The 13,028-nt window shown below is 54.6% G+C and carries 17 protein-coding genes; 1 reads left to right on the top strand and 16 read right to left on the bottom strand.

Features of this window, described 5'->3' with window-relative positions; translation table 11 throughout:
* Window position 1: 1 nt before the first annotated feature.
* From ACG1VR_RS05040 to ACG1VR_RS05000, 9 genes are all read right to left on the bottom strand, one after another.
* Window positions 2-442 carry a phage structural protein gene (locus tag ACG1VR_RS05040; RefSeq protein ID WP_039898659.1) on the bottom strand — a complete coding sequence of 147 codons (441 nt, stop codon included), beginning with the start codon at window positions 440-442 and terminating at the stop codon, window positions 2-4.
* Window positions 443-452: 10 nt separating this feature from the next.
* Window positions 453-1,592, bottom strand: coding sequence for a DUF3383 domain-containing protein (locus tag ACG1VR_RS05035; RefSeq protein WP_039898661.1), 1,140 nt, complete (start codon window positions 1,590-1,592; stop codon window positions 453-455).
* A gap of 3 nt (window positions 1,593-1,595) precedes the next feature.
* The gene (locus tag ACG1VR_RS05030) at window positions 1,596-2,135 is read right to left on the bottom strand and encodes a hypothetical protein (RefSeq protein WP_395490364.1); all 540 of its coding nucleotides are present in this window, start codon (window positions 2,133-2,135) and stop codon (window positions 1,596-1,598) included.
* 45 nt (window positions 2,136-2,180) lie between these two features.
* On the bottom strand, window positions 2,181-3,062 hold the full coding sequence (locus ACG1VR_RS05025; RefSeq protein WP_395490363.1) for an esterase/lipase family protein: 882 nt from the start codon (window positions 3,060-3,062) through the stop codon (window positions 2,181-2,183).
* 49 nt (window positions 3,063-3,111) lie between these two features.
* Window positions 3,112-3,564, bottom strand: a complete 453-nt coding sequence (locus ACG1VR_RS05020) for a lysis protein (protein WP_279048196.1) — start codon at window positions 3,562-3,564, stop codon at window positions 3,112-3,114.
* Window positions 3,561-4,052 (bottom strand): lysozyme, encoded by a 492-nt coding sequence (locus ACG1VR_RS05015; RefSeq protein WP_395490362.1) that lies wholly within the window; start codon window positions 4,050-4,052, stop codon window positions 3,561-3,563. Before ACG1VR_RS05015 ends, ACG1VR_RS05020 begins: the two co-directional genes overlap by 4 nt.
* Complete coding sequence (locus ACG1VR_RS05010) at window positions 4,052-4,351, bottom strand: hypothetical protein (protein ID WP_395490361.1); 300 nt, start codon at window positions 4,349-4,351, stop codon at window positions 4,052-4,054. Before ACG1VR_RS05010 ends, ACG1VR_RS05015 begins: the two co-directional genes overlap by 1 nt.
* A gap of 59 nt (window positions 4,352-4,410) precedes the next feature.
* Window positions 4,411-4,746, bottom strand: a complete 336-nt coding sequence (locus tag ACG1VR_RS05005; RefSeq protein ID WP_016537809.1) for an antitermination protein N — start codon at window positions 4,744-4,746, stop codon at window positions 4,411-4,413.
* A gap of 358 nt (window positions 4,747-5,104) precedes the next feature.
* Window positions 5,105-5,851 carry a helix-turn-helix transcriptional regulator gene (locus ACG1VR_RS05000; protein WP_016537810.1) on the bottom strand — a complete coding sequence of 249 codons (747 nt, stop codon included), beginning with the start codon at window positions 5,849-5,851 and terminating at the stop codon, window positions 5,105-5,107.
* Between the two features lie 265 nt (window positions 5,852-6,116).
* Between ACG1VR_RS05000 and ACG1VR_RS04995 the strand changes: the two genes are divergently transcribed.
* On the top strand, window positions 6,117-6,377 hold the full coding sequence (locus ACG1VR_RS04995) for a YfhL family 4Fe-4S dicluster ferredoxin (RefSeq protein ID WP_016537812.1): 261 nt from the start codon (window positions 6,117-6,119) through the stop codon (window positions 6,375-6,377).
* Here the strand turns inward: ACG1VR_RS04995 and acpS are convergent.
* The 7 genes from acpS to lepA form a co-directional block, all read right to left on the bottom strand.
* The gene (acpS, locus tag ACG1VR_RS04990) at window positions 6,374-6,754 is read right to left on the bottom strand and encodes a holo-ACP synthase (RefSeq protein ID WP_016537813.1); all 381 of its coding nucleotides are present in this window, start codon (window positions 6,752-6,754) and stop codon (window positions 6,374-6,376) included. The genes ACG1VR_RS04995 and acpS overlap by 4 nt on opposite strands.
* Window positions 6,754-7,485: a pyridoxine 5'-phosphate synthase gene (pdxJ, locus tag ACG1VR_RS04985; RefSeq protein WP_172569167.1), complete on the bottom strand. Its 732-nt coding sequence runs from the start codon at window positions 7,483-7,485 to the stop codon at window positions 6,754-6,756. Before pdxJ ends, acpS begins: the two co-directional genes overlap by 1 nt.
* 74 nt (window positions 7,486-7,559) lie before the next feature.
* Window positions 7,560-8,297 (bottom strand): DNA repair protein RecO, encoded by a 738-nt coding sequence (gene recO / locus ACG1VR_RS04980; protein WP_395490360.1) that lies wholly within the window; start codon window positions 8,295-8,297, stop codon window positions 7,560-7,562.
* 4 nt (window positions 8,298-8,301) lie between these two features.
* Window positions 8,302-9,210: a GTPase Era gene (gene era, locus ACG1VR_RS04975; protein ID WP_016537816.1), complete on the bottom strand. Its 909-nt coding sequence runs from the start codon at window positions 9,208-9,210 to the stop codon at window positions 8,302-8,304.
* Complete coding sequence (gene rnc, locus ACG1VR_RS04970) at window positions 9,207-9,887, bottom strand: ribonuclease III (RefSeq protein ID WP_039898663.1); 681 nt, start codon at window positions 9,885-9,887, stop codon at window positions 9,207-9,209. Before rnc ends, era begins: the two co-directional genes overlap by 4 nt.
* A gap of 171 nt (window positions 9,888-10,058) precedes the next feature.
* Window positions 10,059-11,033, bottom strand: a complete 975-nt coding sequence (gene lepB, locus ACG1VR_RS04965; RefSeq protein WP_016537817.1) for a signal peptidase I — start codon at window positions 11,031-11,033, stop codon at window positions 10,059-10,061.
* Window positions 11,034-11,047: 14 nt separating this feature from the next.
* The gene (gene lepA, locus ACG1VR_RS04960) at window positions 11,048-12,847 is read right to left on the bottom strand and encodes a translation elongation factor 4 (protein ID WP_016537818.1); all 1,800 of its coding nucleotides are present in this window, start codon (window positions 12,845-12,847) and stop codon (window positions 11,048-11,050) included.
* Window positions 12,848-13,028 lie beyond the last annotated feature (181 nt).

Below are 13,028 nucleotides of genomic sequence, written 5' to 3'. Positions count from 1 at the left end.
GTCAGAACTCCCCGAGGAATTGGTCGATTTTGCCGCAGTCAAACTTCCAGTCCATGCTGCCAGCATCTTTGCCGTTGCTGTTGCCAGGCAGCTGAGAGAACGCCACGCTGCGCGCTGTCAATACATCGCCGGAGGCGCTATTACGCACCACAATGGTGTTATTTCCCCACAGAGAAGCGGAAAGCGTCTGTGCGTTATAGGCCTGCATCAGCTTTTTATTCACCGGTGAGGTTTTCATCAACGTAACGGTGATAGTGCCGTTTTTAGCCGGAGAGAGGTTGTGCATAACCTCCCCGTCAATCCCAACCGTCATGCTGTTTTTAGGCCCGGCCATGTCTACTTTAATCCCGGCATCCCCGTTGGCGCTGCCCGCGCCCAAATCAATAACGCCGGTCGGCCCAACAAGAGAGGCCGTCACATCCATAAAAGAATAAGTACCCATTTAAATCTCCTTAACGAACAACATTGATTTCAACATCGGCGAAGTGCACGGCACCCGCCAGTTTGCAGGCCACCTGAATCACCGGGGCTTTACGCGCTTCACGGTCGGACTGAGCCTGAGAGGCAATCGCCGGCGCATACACGTAGTAGCCTTTGCTCAGCGTGTCGCCCGCGGCCAGTTGGCCGATATCGGAGCCATTCCAGATACCCGGTGCAATAAGGCCGTTGGTTACCGCCTGAGCCATAGAATGCTCGACGTTGCTCACAAGACGGGTGACGCCTGCATCGGTTTGCGGGATTTTGGTGGTGCTGGTGTAAAGCAGGTTATAGAGGTTGGTCTGCACATAATTTTGCAGCCAGTCGAGCCCGTGCCGCTCGTCAATAAAGCTGCCGTTGCTCATCACGCCTTCCTGGATAATGGCGGTGTCGTTGTTGTAGTTAACAAAGACGTTGGCATTTTTCGTGCCGAGCGCATTCGCCTGGCTTTGCGTCAGGGATTCCGAAGTAATACCCGGTTCCTGCTTAAATTTCAGGGTAATGGTGGTGTTATTGCCGTTGAAGTTAACGGTGAACGCGCGGCCAAACAGCGAAGCTGCAGCAAACGGCGTGGCGCTGGAATACTGGCTAAAAGTACGGGCAAATTTCGCCGCTTTCAGCTTGCTAAAGATGTCGGTGCTGTCGTTAGCATCCAGCGCTTTGGCGTTGGCAGAGGTGTGGCCGAAAATGCGCGAAACATTATCGCCTTCAATGACGGCAGCGACAGCCAGAACCTGTTCGTCGGTGAGGGCGTCGTCGGCAATGACCAGGCCATACCAGTCGGTGGAATGCCCGCTCAGTGCAGACACACACTCGGCGATGGTTTCGCCAGCCTTGCCTTCGCCGCCGTCTTTAACCCAGCGGCCAATGAACAAATCGGCGGGCTGAGGTGACTGCTGATAGTAAAGGCTTGCCGCTTTGTACTCAGGTGCATCGAGGCCAAAATCGGCAGCGACTGCGCTGAGACTTGAGTAGGCGCGCATACGCTCTTTGATGTCGATAACGTCGCTGCCGCCGATAACAAGCAGGGCGCCGTAATTGCGGGACTGTGCGGCACGCGGCGCCATATTCACCGTCACGCTGACAATGTTTGATACAGGTAAACCCTGTGACATAGCTTATTCTCCAATGATGTTTACTGTTGATGAAAGAAGGGAACGAATACCGTAACGCCTTGCGATATCGCGCTTCAGCGCCACGGTAAGGGTGTAGCGGCGTAGCCACTGGTTGTTGATAAATTCAGGGTCCGGCGTTAATTCACCGCAGTGGCAAAAAGTCAGGTTCAGCAGGTTCAACTCAGCATTGTTTTGTGCAACGCAAAGCCCATCACGGAACAGAGCGGCAACGGCCTGAGCGCCTGGGCCATAAAAACCGCAGGTAACATCGACGGACTCCGTTTGCCGGAGAACGTCCTGCTGCTCATCGTGAGTCTGAAAACCCGGAGCATCGGCCAGCTTTACTGTGGTAAAAAAGTCGCACCAGGTAATACCGGCTTCCGGGGTAGCCGGAGGAGGATCGCTCCACTTCGCCATCACCATTTCTGGAGGCAAACCCGACACGCCGACTATCCATGCGGCTAAATCAGAGTCCAGCGCCTCGTCATAATGGGGTGCAGTTCCGAGGGGAGTCAGATAACCCGAACGAGTGCTATCGTTCATTTATTTCTCCAAAGAAAAGCCGCCCGCAGGCGGCTGAAACAGGGCTTACAGCCCTTTGCTTTTGAGGCGGGCAACATGCTCGACGAACAATTCAACCGGATCGGTGTTGTTCGCCACCACGCCCGCCAGTTGGTTAATGGCGTCAACGTGATCCATCGAATAGTCGGACCCAATCACTTTGCCGAGGTGGCTGCTGTAGCGGCCGACCAGACCGTCGTTCTGGAAGCGTTCGTTGGTGAAGAGGATGGAGAAAGCCAGCATCGCGACGTGCAGCGGATCGAGGTTGTTGGCGCCCTGATGCAGCGGGTTGTAGTCGATGATGCCGCTCCAGGAGTAGTAATAGACGCCGTTAACCAGCTCTTTACCCTCGCCGCCCCACTCCGCCGGCAGACCCTGCGGATATTTTTTGTTAAAGGCCGCGACGCCCTCGCTGGTTAATGCCTCCAGCGCCTCAATGCCGGACTGCGGCAGGCGCGGAGAACCGGCCAGCGCGGAAAGTAGCTGCCCAAAGGCGGACATCGCCGCATTAGCGATAGACTCCGGCAGGCGGCCCGGCGTCAACGCCAGACGCACCAGGTCGGCAACTTCAGAGCCGTGGTTTACCCCGTTGACCGAGGTCACAGAGGCAATCAGTTCCGGATGGGTAGCCGCAACGTAACGGCAGGCCAGCGGCCCCTGGCTGTGGCCAATCAGGTTAACTTTCGCCGCACCGGTCTCTGCCTGAACTTTGCGGACAAACTCTAGCAGCTGTTCGCCACGAAGTTCGTTGCTGTTTAGCGCGGAAAGCGTGGCGATATAAACCTTCGCTCCTGCCTTTTCCAGCGCCTCTTTGATGCCGTAAAAATAGGGATAGATCCCACCGATTTTGTCGAAACCAAGCAGGCCGTGAACCAGAACGATAGGGAACTTTAAGGATGAAGCTGACATATGAATAACCTCTTTGACGTTGAAATAAAAAAGCCTCGCACTGCGAGGCTTATCGAAGGCACTGATTGCGGATGTACTCTTGCAGCCCCGCTAGCTGCTTGTTGCTCGTTTCGATCCGCTCCCTGAGACGGAAATAATCCCGTTGAGCGGCGTCAGTAAGTCCGGGGGAGGCTGCATCATCCAGCCCGGTGGCGCTGGCGGAGCCAGGCATTGTTTTACAGGTGCCGTTGAGCCGCAGCCGCTGACTGCCAGCAGCCACATCACGCTGCAAATTTTCAATCGTGAGGCGGGCATGTATCATCTCCTCGCTATAGCGGGCATCCAGTTGGCTGATTTCCTGCTGCCGCATGCGCAGACTTTGTAAAGCGGCCTGCTGCTGAGCAAGCTGCTTCAGGGCTTCGTTTGCTTTCTGTTTTTGAGCGCCATATTGCTGCTGAAAAAACCAACAGCTGACGATAAGCAGGGCAAATGCAGCCGAGAGCATGGTCTTTAATCCTTTCACTTTTTCCCCTCCTGCCAGTTGCAGACCTGGTATTCCACCTCGCGGCGATTAACGAGCCCCCGCCACTGCCTGCCACCGGCCAGCGTCCAACTTTTCAGCCCGGCACAAGCCCGCGTGTAGTCACCGGCGTTTAAAGCCCGCAGCAGAGATGAGCGCAGAAAAGCGGCGGTGCCTACGTTGTAGGTAAAGCTAATCAGCGCCGCTTTCTGGTATTCGTTAACGGGAACCTTGATTGCCTGCTCTACTGCGCGAGCGGCGGGCTGCAAATCTCTATCAAGCAGCGTTTTGCATTCAGCGGGGGAATAGGTTTTAGCGGGAGAGATGTCTTTCCCGGTATGCCCGTAGCAAACGGTAAGCACGCCCGCCACGTCGTAGTAAGGCGTATAACGTACGCCCTCAAGCTCGGGCAGCATCACGCTGGCTATCGTCAGAGCGCCCGCCCCCGATAAACCCAAAAGTGCCTTTCTCAGTCCGGGAGAGAGAGCCATTAATTACCTGCCTTTTTCACTACCTCGCTGACTGCCCTGATAATTTCAATCTGCTCGGCTCGGTTAAGGGTATGCAAGTCATCCACCAGCTCCTGGAGGATGCGGGTGCGCTTCTGGTCTTCAAGATGCTGGCGGTGCGCGTCCAGCCTGCCGCCCAGCCACGAAGCCATAGAAATCAGTACGCTAATCAGCCCGAATATCATGTAGACCATATCCTGTGTCGTGATACCCAGACCGGCGGCAAGCGCCGCAAGCCACGCAGAACATTGCGTGACCAGATTCGCTGGTTGGTCATTCATGGGGGTAAACCTTCGGTTGAAGTGTCGAACTACCGGACAAGTAAGAATGAAATGCGGAGTTAAATAAGCGCTATCGATTTACCGCGCCGGGTTTGCTTCCCGGTCGCGCTCGGTAAACCGGCCTCATTAGCGGGACCAGCCTGATAAAGTTTTCTTTGTTTCGCATCCAGCTGATTGCGCAGTAGCTGGTAATGCTCCGCCTGCTGGATGATATGCAGGCCGTAAATGTTAATCACCTCCAGCGCCTTATCGGGGCGGCTGCCGGGCTTGCGATTTAAAGTGAGAATGGGTCGCGCATCGGGTTTTGCCCTCACCCCCACCAGAAGCGGGTTTGCGGCTTTCCAGACGGCCTGCTTTGCCTCGCGCCGCTGGCGGCGACGTGTCTGTGCGTCCATACAACCTCCTGTCAATCAACTTTGGTGATACCTTATTGATATCCCAAAGCTTATTGCTTTGGTGTATGCGCCCTTTTTCAGGGCCTGATGTTAAGGAGCGTTCACTTACCTGTGAGTCGGTGCGTCCTGCCGATGAATTGATATTGAACCAAAGGTACGAATTCGTCAAGAACCAAAAGTACGAATATTTCAAAAAAAACGGATTTAGCAATTAACTATTGATTAATAATAAGATTATTTTTAGATGGCTCTGTATTCGAGTGGCGGCAAGAGAGCACGCTTCAGAAGTTTACTCAGGCCAGTGACCGGAGTTGGAGAGTGCAGCCAACATGGCTGCATCTTGAAAGCATGAGTTGTTTCAGGCGTGGCGGCGTATCGCGTGGCTATACATCACGCGGCCGATGATTTTGAGATGCTGTTCATTCTCTTCGCTAATTCGCCAGTCCGCATATTTGGGGTTGTCGGAGCGAACCAGCAGGCTGTCGTGGGTCATTTGCAGACGCTTGACCAGCAGTTGGCCTTTATAGAGGAAGACATAAATTCCGTCGCCGTCGAAATAGTCTTTCGCGATATCGACAAAGATATAGTCACCCAGCTCGATGGTGCCGGACATACTATCGCCGGTGACGGTAATCACCTTGATTGTCGAGGCAGGACGATGGCCGAACAGCTCCAGCGCCTCCTGGCTGTCGTAAACAATATGATTGATGGTTTCGGTAACTTCACTGGAGATAAGCCGCCCCGGCCCCGCGCTGGCTTCGATATCCAGCACGTCGATACGAAAGCCCTGCTCTTCCGGCTGCCGAAATTCGTAAACCACCGCATCCTCAGCATGAACGGCAAGATCGCGAGCCTCCGGCGAATAAGCGCCTTCGCTGCCGTGTTGTAACCACAGCACGTCGGCATGGAGGAAGGTTGCCAGCTCGTACATCTTATCCTGCCTCGGGATCGACTCGGCGTTGAGCCATTTACTTACCGCCTTAGAGGAGACGCCCAGCGCGCGCGCTATTGCCATACCGCGCCCAAATTCATCGAGGTTTGCTTCGCTGCAGGCCTGCGCCAGCCTGCGGGAAAAAGCTTCGCGCAGTTGTTCTCTCTGTACCATAAGTACGATCCCGGTGAGATTGTCATGACCAATAGTTCAAGTCTACCACGTACTGAAAGTACGGGAAGCAGAAAACGTAAAGGCTCAGCATCATTGGGGATGTTTTGCTTTTGTGGTAAAGTGCGCGCCATCGAAATTTCCGTGCGGTAGAGAATGCATTCATTGAACAAAACACTGTTTAAATATACATGCATTTTTGATTTTACCAGCGGGAAACTTGAAAATATCTTTTTGACCGGCAGGACGGGTAAGGCAAGGCTTTGAAATGGCACTATTAATTACGAAGAAGTGTATCAACTGCGATATGTGCGAGCCGGAGTGCCCGAACCAGGCTATTTCGATGGGGGAGGCTATCTACCAGATAGATACCGACCGCTGCACCGAATGCATTGGCCATTATGAAACGCCGACCTGCCAAAAAGTTTGCCCTATCCCGGGCACAATCATCGGCGATCCGGCGCATAAAGAAAATGAAGAGCAGCTTTGGGATAAATTTGTGCTGCTCCACCATGCCGATAAGCTTTAGCTTTCGATTATTACCGTCGCACAGGCGTAATGGCGCTCGTCGGCAAGCGTTACGTGTACCGACCGCACGCCCATTTCCTTCGCCAGCCTTTCGGCCTCTTCCCAGAAACGCAGCTGCGGTTTACCCAGCGGGTCGTTAAACACCTCGAACTGATTAAACGCCAGCCCGTTGCGGATCCCGGTGCCGAAGGCTTTCGCTGCCGCCTCCTTCACCGCAAAACGCTTCGCGAGGAAACGAACGGGCTGCTGATGAGCCTGATATTGAGCCCATTCGTTTTCGCTCAACACGCGCTTTGCCAGCCGGTCGCCGGAGCGGGAGATGACGCCTTCAATGCGTTCAATCTCCACGATATCGGTACCAAGGCCAAGGATCGCCATTAACGACGCGCTTCCAGCATCAGGCGTTTCATTTCCGCCACGGCTTCTTTCAGGCCGCTCATCACCGCTCGCCCGATAATGGCGTGGCCGATATTCAGCTCATACATTTCAGGAATACGGGCGATAGCCTGCACGTTGTGGTAAGTCAGGCCGTGCCCGGCGTTAACCTTCAGCCCTTTAGAAGCTGCATAAGTAGCCGCTTCGGCAATACGCGCCAGCTCTTTAGACCGGGTCGCTTCGTCTTTCGCATCGGCATAGCAGCCGGTGTGAATTTCGATATACGGCGCGCCAACCGCAACGGCAGCATCGATTTGCGCATGGTCAGCGTCAATAAACAGCGAAACCAGAATACCCGCGTCGGCCAGGCGTTTACAGGCATCGCGCATTTTGTCCAGCTGGCCAGCCACGTCAAGCCCGCCTTCGGTAGTCACTTCCTGACGCTTTTCAGGCACCAGGCAGCAAAAATGAGGTTTCGTCTCGCAGGCGATAGCAAGCATCTCTTCGGTGACGGCCATTTCGAGGTTCATGCGGGTGTCGAGGGTTTCGCGCAGAACGCGGACGTCTCTGTCGGTGATATGGCGGCGATCTTCACGCAAATGTACCGTGATGCCGTCCGCTCCGGCCTGTTCTGCGATAAACGCAGCCTGGACCGGGTCCGGGTATGCCGTGCCGCGTGCGTTACGCAGGGTAGCGATATGATCGATGTTGACGCCTAACAGTAATTCAGCCATGACAATCCTCAGAGTTCGCAGACAGATGCCGGGCAGTTTACACCTGCCGGGGAAAGCGTGGCTACAGGCGGTGATTACTGTGAGCTATCCGGGGATTCAGGTGGCGATTTTTTCGGCACAAACTGGCGGAACAGTTCGCGGCTTTTAAGCGGCTTACCTTGCAAATAAGGTTTGAGCGCCATACGGGTGAAGCGTTTTGCGGCACGGAGCGTATCACCGTCCGGAAATTCACGCTCGGCCAGCGCCCTCAGATGGCGGCCGGTAAAACTGTTATGGCCAATGACCACGCTGGCGATAAAGCCTTTTTCTTCCCGATAAGTGTAGGTCATGGTGTCGCTGACCTCTTCCCCGCTACCGGCGCAGTGGAGAAAGTCCACGCCGTAGCCAAGATGCCCCAGCAAAGCCAGTTCAAAACGACGCAGCGCAGGCTCCGGCGTGCCTATGGTGCCAGCCAGCGTCTGAATACAGTGAAGGTAGTCGAAGAAGAGTTCAGAGAAACGGGTCTCCTGCTCCAGCACGCGAGCCACCAGCTCATTAACGTACAGGCCGCTATAGAGAGAAATTCCGCTTAGGGGAAGTGCCAGCGAGACGGCTTCGGCGCTGCGCAGCGTTTTGACTTCGCCGCGCCCGCCCCAGCGAACCAGCAGAGGGGTAAAAGGCTGTAACGCCCCTTTGAGGTTAGAGCGTTTCGAACGCGCGCCTTTGGCAATCAGGCGGACGCGCCCGGACTCTTCGGAAAACAGGTCGAGCAGAAGGCTGGTTTCGCTCCAGGGGCGACTATGCAGGACAAAAGCCCGTTGCCAGCCTTCCATGTGATTAACTCAGGTCGTCGGTATAACCGAGGCTACGCAGCGCGCGCTCGTCATCGGCCCAGCCTGATTTCACTTTAACCCACAGCTCAAGGTGAACTTTGGCTTCGAACATCTCTTCCATATCTTTACGGGCTTCAATGCCGATGGTTTTAATTTTGGCGCCTTTGTTGCCAATGACCATCTTTTTCTGCCCTTCACGCTCAACGAGGATCAGCCCGTTGATGTCGTATCCGCCGCGTTCGTTGGTAACAAACTGTTCAATTTCAACGGTGACGGAGTAAGGCAGTTCGGCCCCCAGGAAACGCATCAGTTTTTCACGGATGATTTCTGACGCCATAAAGCGCTGGGAACGGTCGGTAATGTACTCTTCCGGGAAGTGATGGATTGCTTCCGGCAGGTGCTTACGAACGATTCCGGCGATGGTGTCAACGTTCATTCCGGTTTCAGCAGAAATCGGCACGATGTCGAGGAAGTTCATCTGGCTACCGAGGAACTGCAGGTGCGGCAGCAGAATGCTCTTGTCCTGAACGTTATCAACCTTGTTTACCGCCAGAATAACCGGCGCACGGCTATCACGCAGCTTGTTAAGCACCATCTCGTCGTCCGGCGTCCAGCGGGTGCCCTCAACAACGAAAATAACCAGCTCAACGTCGCCGATGGAGCTGCTGGCCGCGCGGTTCATCAAGCGGTTGATGGCGCGCTTTTCTTCCATGTGCAGCCCCGGGGTATCGACATAAATAGCCTGATAAGCCCCTTCGGTATGGATACCCATAATGCGGTGACGCGTGGTCTGCGCCTTACGCGAGGTAATGGAAACTTTCTGCCCAAGCAGCTGGTTCAGCAGCGTGGATTTGCCGACGTTCGGACGGCCAACGATGGCCGCGAAGCCGCAATATGTTTTTTCTTCGCTCATTCCAGCTCCAGCTTTTTAAGCGCCTGCTCAGCTGCAGCCTGTTCCGCTTTACGGCGGCTCGAACCAGTCCCAACGACCGGCTCAGGCAGGCCACTCACCTGACAGTGAATGGTAAATTCCTGATCGTGCGCTTCACCACGAACCTGCACCACCAGATAAGACGGCAGCGGCAGATGGCGACCCTGCAGATACTCCTGCAGACGCGTTTTAGGGTCTTTTTGCTTGTCGCCCGGACTGATTTCGTCGAGACGGGTCTGATACCAGGAGAGGATCAGACGCTCAATGTTCTGGATATCGCTGTCGAGGAAAATGCCGCCGATTAATGCTTCAACGGTATCGGCAAGAATCGACTCACGGCGGAAGCCGCCACTTTTCAGCTCACCCGGCCCAAGACGCAGACACTCACCAAGCTCGAATTCACGAGCGATTTCAGCCAGCGTATTACCGCGAACCAGCGTCGCACGCATACGGCTCATATCGCCCTCGTCTACACGAGGAAAGCGATGATACAGCGCGTTAGCGATAACATAACTGAGAATGGAGTCACCCAAAAACTCAAGACGCTCGTTGTGTTTGCTGCTGGCACTACGGTGGGTTAATGCCTGTTGCAACAGATCCTGATGTTGAAAAGTGTAGCCCAGCTTACGCTGCAGCCTATTTATTACGATGGGATTCATGCGATACCAAAATTAATGAATGCGTCAACTATTCAGCACACGGAACAGACCTGAGAAACAAACCAACGCTGTTTCGTGTGCCGTGGCTCCCTTTCGGGAGCCAACCTTTAAAAGCGGGATTATTCTATACACAACGACAGGGGATGTCGTTAGTTTGTGGGATTTAATTGCTTAATGAATGCCGCCAATCCGATTCAAACGAACACCCGTTGGCCATTCGCCTTCCTGTTTCTCGAAACTCATCCAGATAGCTGTCGCTTTACCGACCAGATTTTGCTCCGGAACGAATCCCCAGTAGCGGCTATCGGCGCTGTTATCGCGGTTGTCACCCATCATGAAATAATGACCCGGTGGCACAATCCACGTTGCCAGCGGCAGGCCGGACTGCTGGTAATACATTCCCACCTGATCCTGAGCAATCGGCACGGTCAGAATATTGTGAGTGACATCGCCCAGCGTCTCTTTACGCTCGCTCAGGCGCACGCCGTCATCACGGGTCTGGTCTTTGGGCATCTGGAAGAAACCGGAGGTCGCTTCGCTGCCGTTACGGCGGGCAAAGGTCTGCACAAAATCACTGGCTTCCACATTGGAATAAGTGATTGGCAGCGCATTGTCACAGGCCTGGCCGGAACTGCAGTTCGGCTGAACGGTCACTTCCTTAGACTGCGGATCGTAGCTTACGCGGTCACCAGGTAAGCCCACCACGCGCTTGATATAATCCAGACGCGGATCTTCAGGGTATTTAAATACCGCGATATCACCGCGTTTAGGGTGCCCGGTTTCAATCAAGGTTTTCTGGTAAATCGGATCTTTAATTCCGTAGGCAAATTTCTCTACCAGAATAAAATCACCGATTAACAGCGTTGGCATCATCGAACCTGATGGGATCTGGAACGGCTCGTAAATAAATGAGCGCACCACCAGAACAATAGCCAGCACCGGGAATACCGAAGCGCCGGTTTCCAGCCAGCCCGGTTTAGGGCCGACCTTTTTCAGCGTCTTTTTGTCCAGCGCGTCACCGGTGGCAGCCTGAGCTGCCGCCTGTTTTTCACGACGTTTTGGCGCAAAGATAAATTTATCCAGACACCATAAAATGCCCGTCACCAGCGTGGCTACCACGAGGATCAAAGCAAACATATTCGCCATGCCAACTCCTTAGATTATTTGCCGTCTTTGCCGACATGCAGGATGGCGAGGAACGCTTCCTGAGGCAGTTCGACGTTACCGACCTGCTTCATACGCTTCTTACCGTCTTTCTGTTTCTGCAACAGCTTTTTCTTACGGCTTACGTCACCGCCGTAGCATTTTGCCAGTACGTTTTTACGCAGCTGTTTCACCGTCGAACGCGCGATGATGTGGTTGCCGATGGCAGCCTGAATCGCGATATCGAACTGCTGGCGAGGGATTAGATCTTTCATCTTCTCCACCAACTCACGGCCGCGATACGGGGCGTTATCGTTGTGCGTAATCAGCGCCAGGGCATCCACGCGGTCGCCGTTTATCAGTACATCAACGCGCACCATGTTGGAAGCCTGGAAACGTTTGAAATTGTAATCCAGCGACGCATAGCCACGAGAAGTCGACTTCAGGCGGTCGAAGAAGTCGAGCACCACTTCCGCCATCGGGATTTCGTAGGTCAGGGCAACCTGGTTCCCGTGGTAAACCATGTTGGTCTGCACGCCACGTTTTTCGATGCACAGCGTGATCACGTTGCCGAGGAATTCCTGCGGCAGCAGCATGTGACATTCGGCGATAGGTTCACGCAGCTCTTCGATGTTGTTCAGCGCAGGCAGCTTGGACGGGCTATCAACGTAGATAATCTCTTTGTTGGTCGTCTGCACTTCGTAAACTACTGTTGGCGCGGTGGTTATCAGGTCGAGGTCATACTCACGCTCCAGACGTTCCTGGATAATTTCCATGTGCAACAGGCCGAGGAAGCCGCAGCGGAAGCCGAAGCCCAGCGCCGTGGAGCTTTCTGGCTCGTAGAACAGGGAGGCATCGTTCAGGCTGAGTTTGCCCAGCGCATCACGGAAGTTTTCGTAATCGTCAGAGCTGACCGGGAACAGACCGGCATAAACCTGAGGCTTAACTTTCTTAAAGCCGGGCAGCGCTTTGTCCGCCGGGTTGCGGGACAGCGTCAGGGTATCGCCTACCGGCGCGCCCAGGATGTCTTTAATCGCACAAACCAGCCAGCCAACTTCCCCGCACTTCAGTTCGGTACGGTCAATTTGCTTCGGTGTGAAGATGCCCAGACGGTCAGCGTTATAGACCTGGCCGGTGCTCATTACTTTTACTTTATCGCCCTTACGCAGGGTGCCGTTTTTCACACGGATCAGGGAGACAACGCCGAGGTAATTATCGAACCAGGAGTCGATGATCAACGCCTGCAGCGGCGCGTCCGGGTCGCCCTCAGGTGCCGGGATGTCGCGCACCAGGCGCTCTAAAACGTCAGGCACGCCCACGCCGGTTTTCGCAGAGCAGCGCACCGCGTCGGCCGCGTCGATACCAACAATGTCTTCAATCTCTTCAGCCACGCGCTCAGGGTCAGCGGCAGGCAGGTCAATCTTGTTGAGAACCGGAACTACTTCCAGATCCATTTCCATGGCCGTGTAGCAGTTTGCCAGGGTCTGAGCTTCAACGCCCTGCCCGGCATCCACCACCAGCAGCGCGCCTTCACAGGCCGCCAGCGAGCGGGAAACTTCATAGGAGAAGTCAACGTGCCCCGGGGTGTCGATGAAGTTTAGCTGATAGGTCTCACCGTCTTTGGCTTTGTAGTCGAGCGTGACGCTCTGCGCTTTGATGGTGATACCACGTTCACGTTCCAGATCCATGGAGTCCAGAACCTGAGCCGCCATTTCGCGGTCGGACAGGCCGCCGCAAATCTGGATGATACGGTCAGACAGCGTCGATTTACCGTGGTCGATGTGGGCAATAATAGAAAAGTTGCGTATGTTCTTCATAGTTAGAGGTTTTTATGCCTTACAAATGGCCTGTGAGCTCGGCGCTTCGCGCAGTACGGAGCAGGATGTCAGTGACTGTCTTCTGCCTGAAACGCCGCATTCTACACTACAACCAGAAAGCGAGGAAACTGCTCATCCTGCAAGCTTAGTTAAGCCGTAGGCAGGATGTGCAAAGATATGT

This window comes from Cedecea davisae (genome assembly GCF_044095835.1).
Lineage (GTDB): Bacteria > Pseudomonadota > Gammaproteobacteria > Enterobacterales > Enterobacteriaceae > Cedecea > Cedecea davisae.
Note: the sequence above shows the minus strand (reverse complement) of the source record. Positions and strands in the feature narration are given on the sequence as shown.

Coding starts and splice junctions, on each gene's coding strand:
- ACG1VR_RS05030 (WP_395490364.1), bottom strand. CDS start 2,135: ATGAACGATAGCACTCGTTCGGGTTATCTGACTCCCCTCGGAACTGCA.
- lepA (WP_016537818.1), bottom strand. CDS start 12,847: ATGAAGAACATACGCAACTTTTCTATTATTGCCCACATCGACCACGGT.
- acpS (WP_016537813.1), bottom strand. CDS start 6,754: ATGGCGATCCTTGGCCTTGGTACCGATATCGTGGAGATTGAACGCATT.
- ACG1VR_RS05035 (WP_039898661.1), bottom strand. CDS start 1,592: ATGTCACAGGGTTTACCTGTATCAAACATTGTCAGCGTGACGGTGAAT.
- lepB (WP_016537817.1), bottom strand. CDS start 11,033: ATGGCGAATATGTTTGCTTTGATCCTCGTGGTAGCCACGCTGGTGACG.
- era (WP_016537816.1), bottom strand. CDS start 9,210: ATGAGCGAAGAAAAAACATATTGCGGCTTCGCGGCCATCGTTGGCCGT.
- ACG1VR_RS05000 (WP_016537810.1), bottom strand. CDS start 5,851: ATGGTACAGAGAGAACAACTGCGCGAAGCTTTTTCCCGCAGGCTGGCG.
- rnc (WP_039898663.1), bottom strand. CDS start 9,887: ATGAATCCCATCGTAATAAATAGGCTGCAGCGTAAGCTGGGCTACACT.
- ACG1VR_RS05040 (WP_039898659.1), bottom strand. CDS start 442: ATGGGTACTTATTCTTTTATGGATGTGACGGCCTCTCTTGTTGGGCCG.
- recO (WP_395490360.1), bottom strand. CDS start 8,297: ATGGAAGGCTGGCAACGGGCTTTTGTCCTGCATAGTCGCCCCTGGAGC.
- ACG1VR_RS04995 (WP_016537812.1), top strand. CDS start 6,117: ATGGCACTATTAATTACGAAGAAGTGTATCAACTGCGATATGTGCGAG.
- ACG1VR_RS05025 (WP_395490363.1), bottom strand. CDS start 3,062: ATGTCAGCTTCATCCTTAAAGTTCCCTATCGTTCTGGTTCACGGCCTG.
- pdxJ (WP_172569167.1), bottom strand. CDS start 7,485: ATGGCTGAATTACTGTTAGGCGTCAACATCGATCATATCGCTACCCTG.
- ACG1VR_RS05010 (WP_395490361.1), bottom strand. CDS start 4,351: ATGAATGACCAACCAGCGAATCTGGTCACGCAATGTTCTGCGTGGCTT.
- ACG1VR_RS05015 (WP_395490362.1), bottom strand. CDS start 4,052: ATGGCTCTCTCTCCCGGACTGAGAAAGGCACTTTTGGGTTTATCGGGG.
- ACG1VR_RS05005 (WP_016537809.1), bottom strand. CDS start 4,746: ATGGACGCACAGACACGTCGCCGCCAGCGGCGCGAGGCAAAGCAGGCC.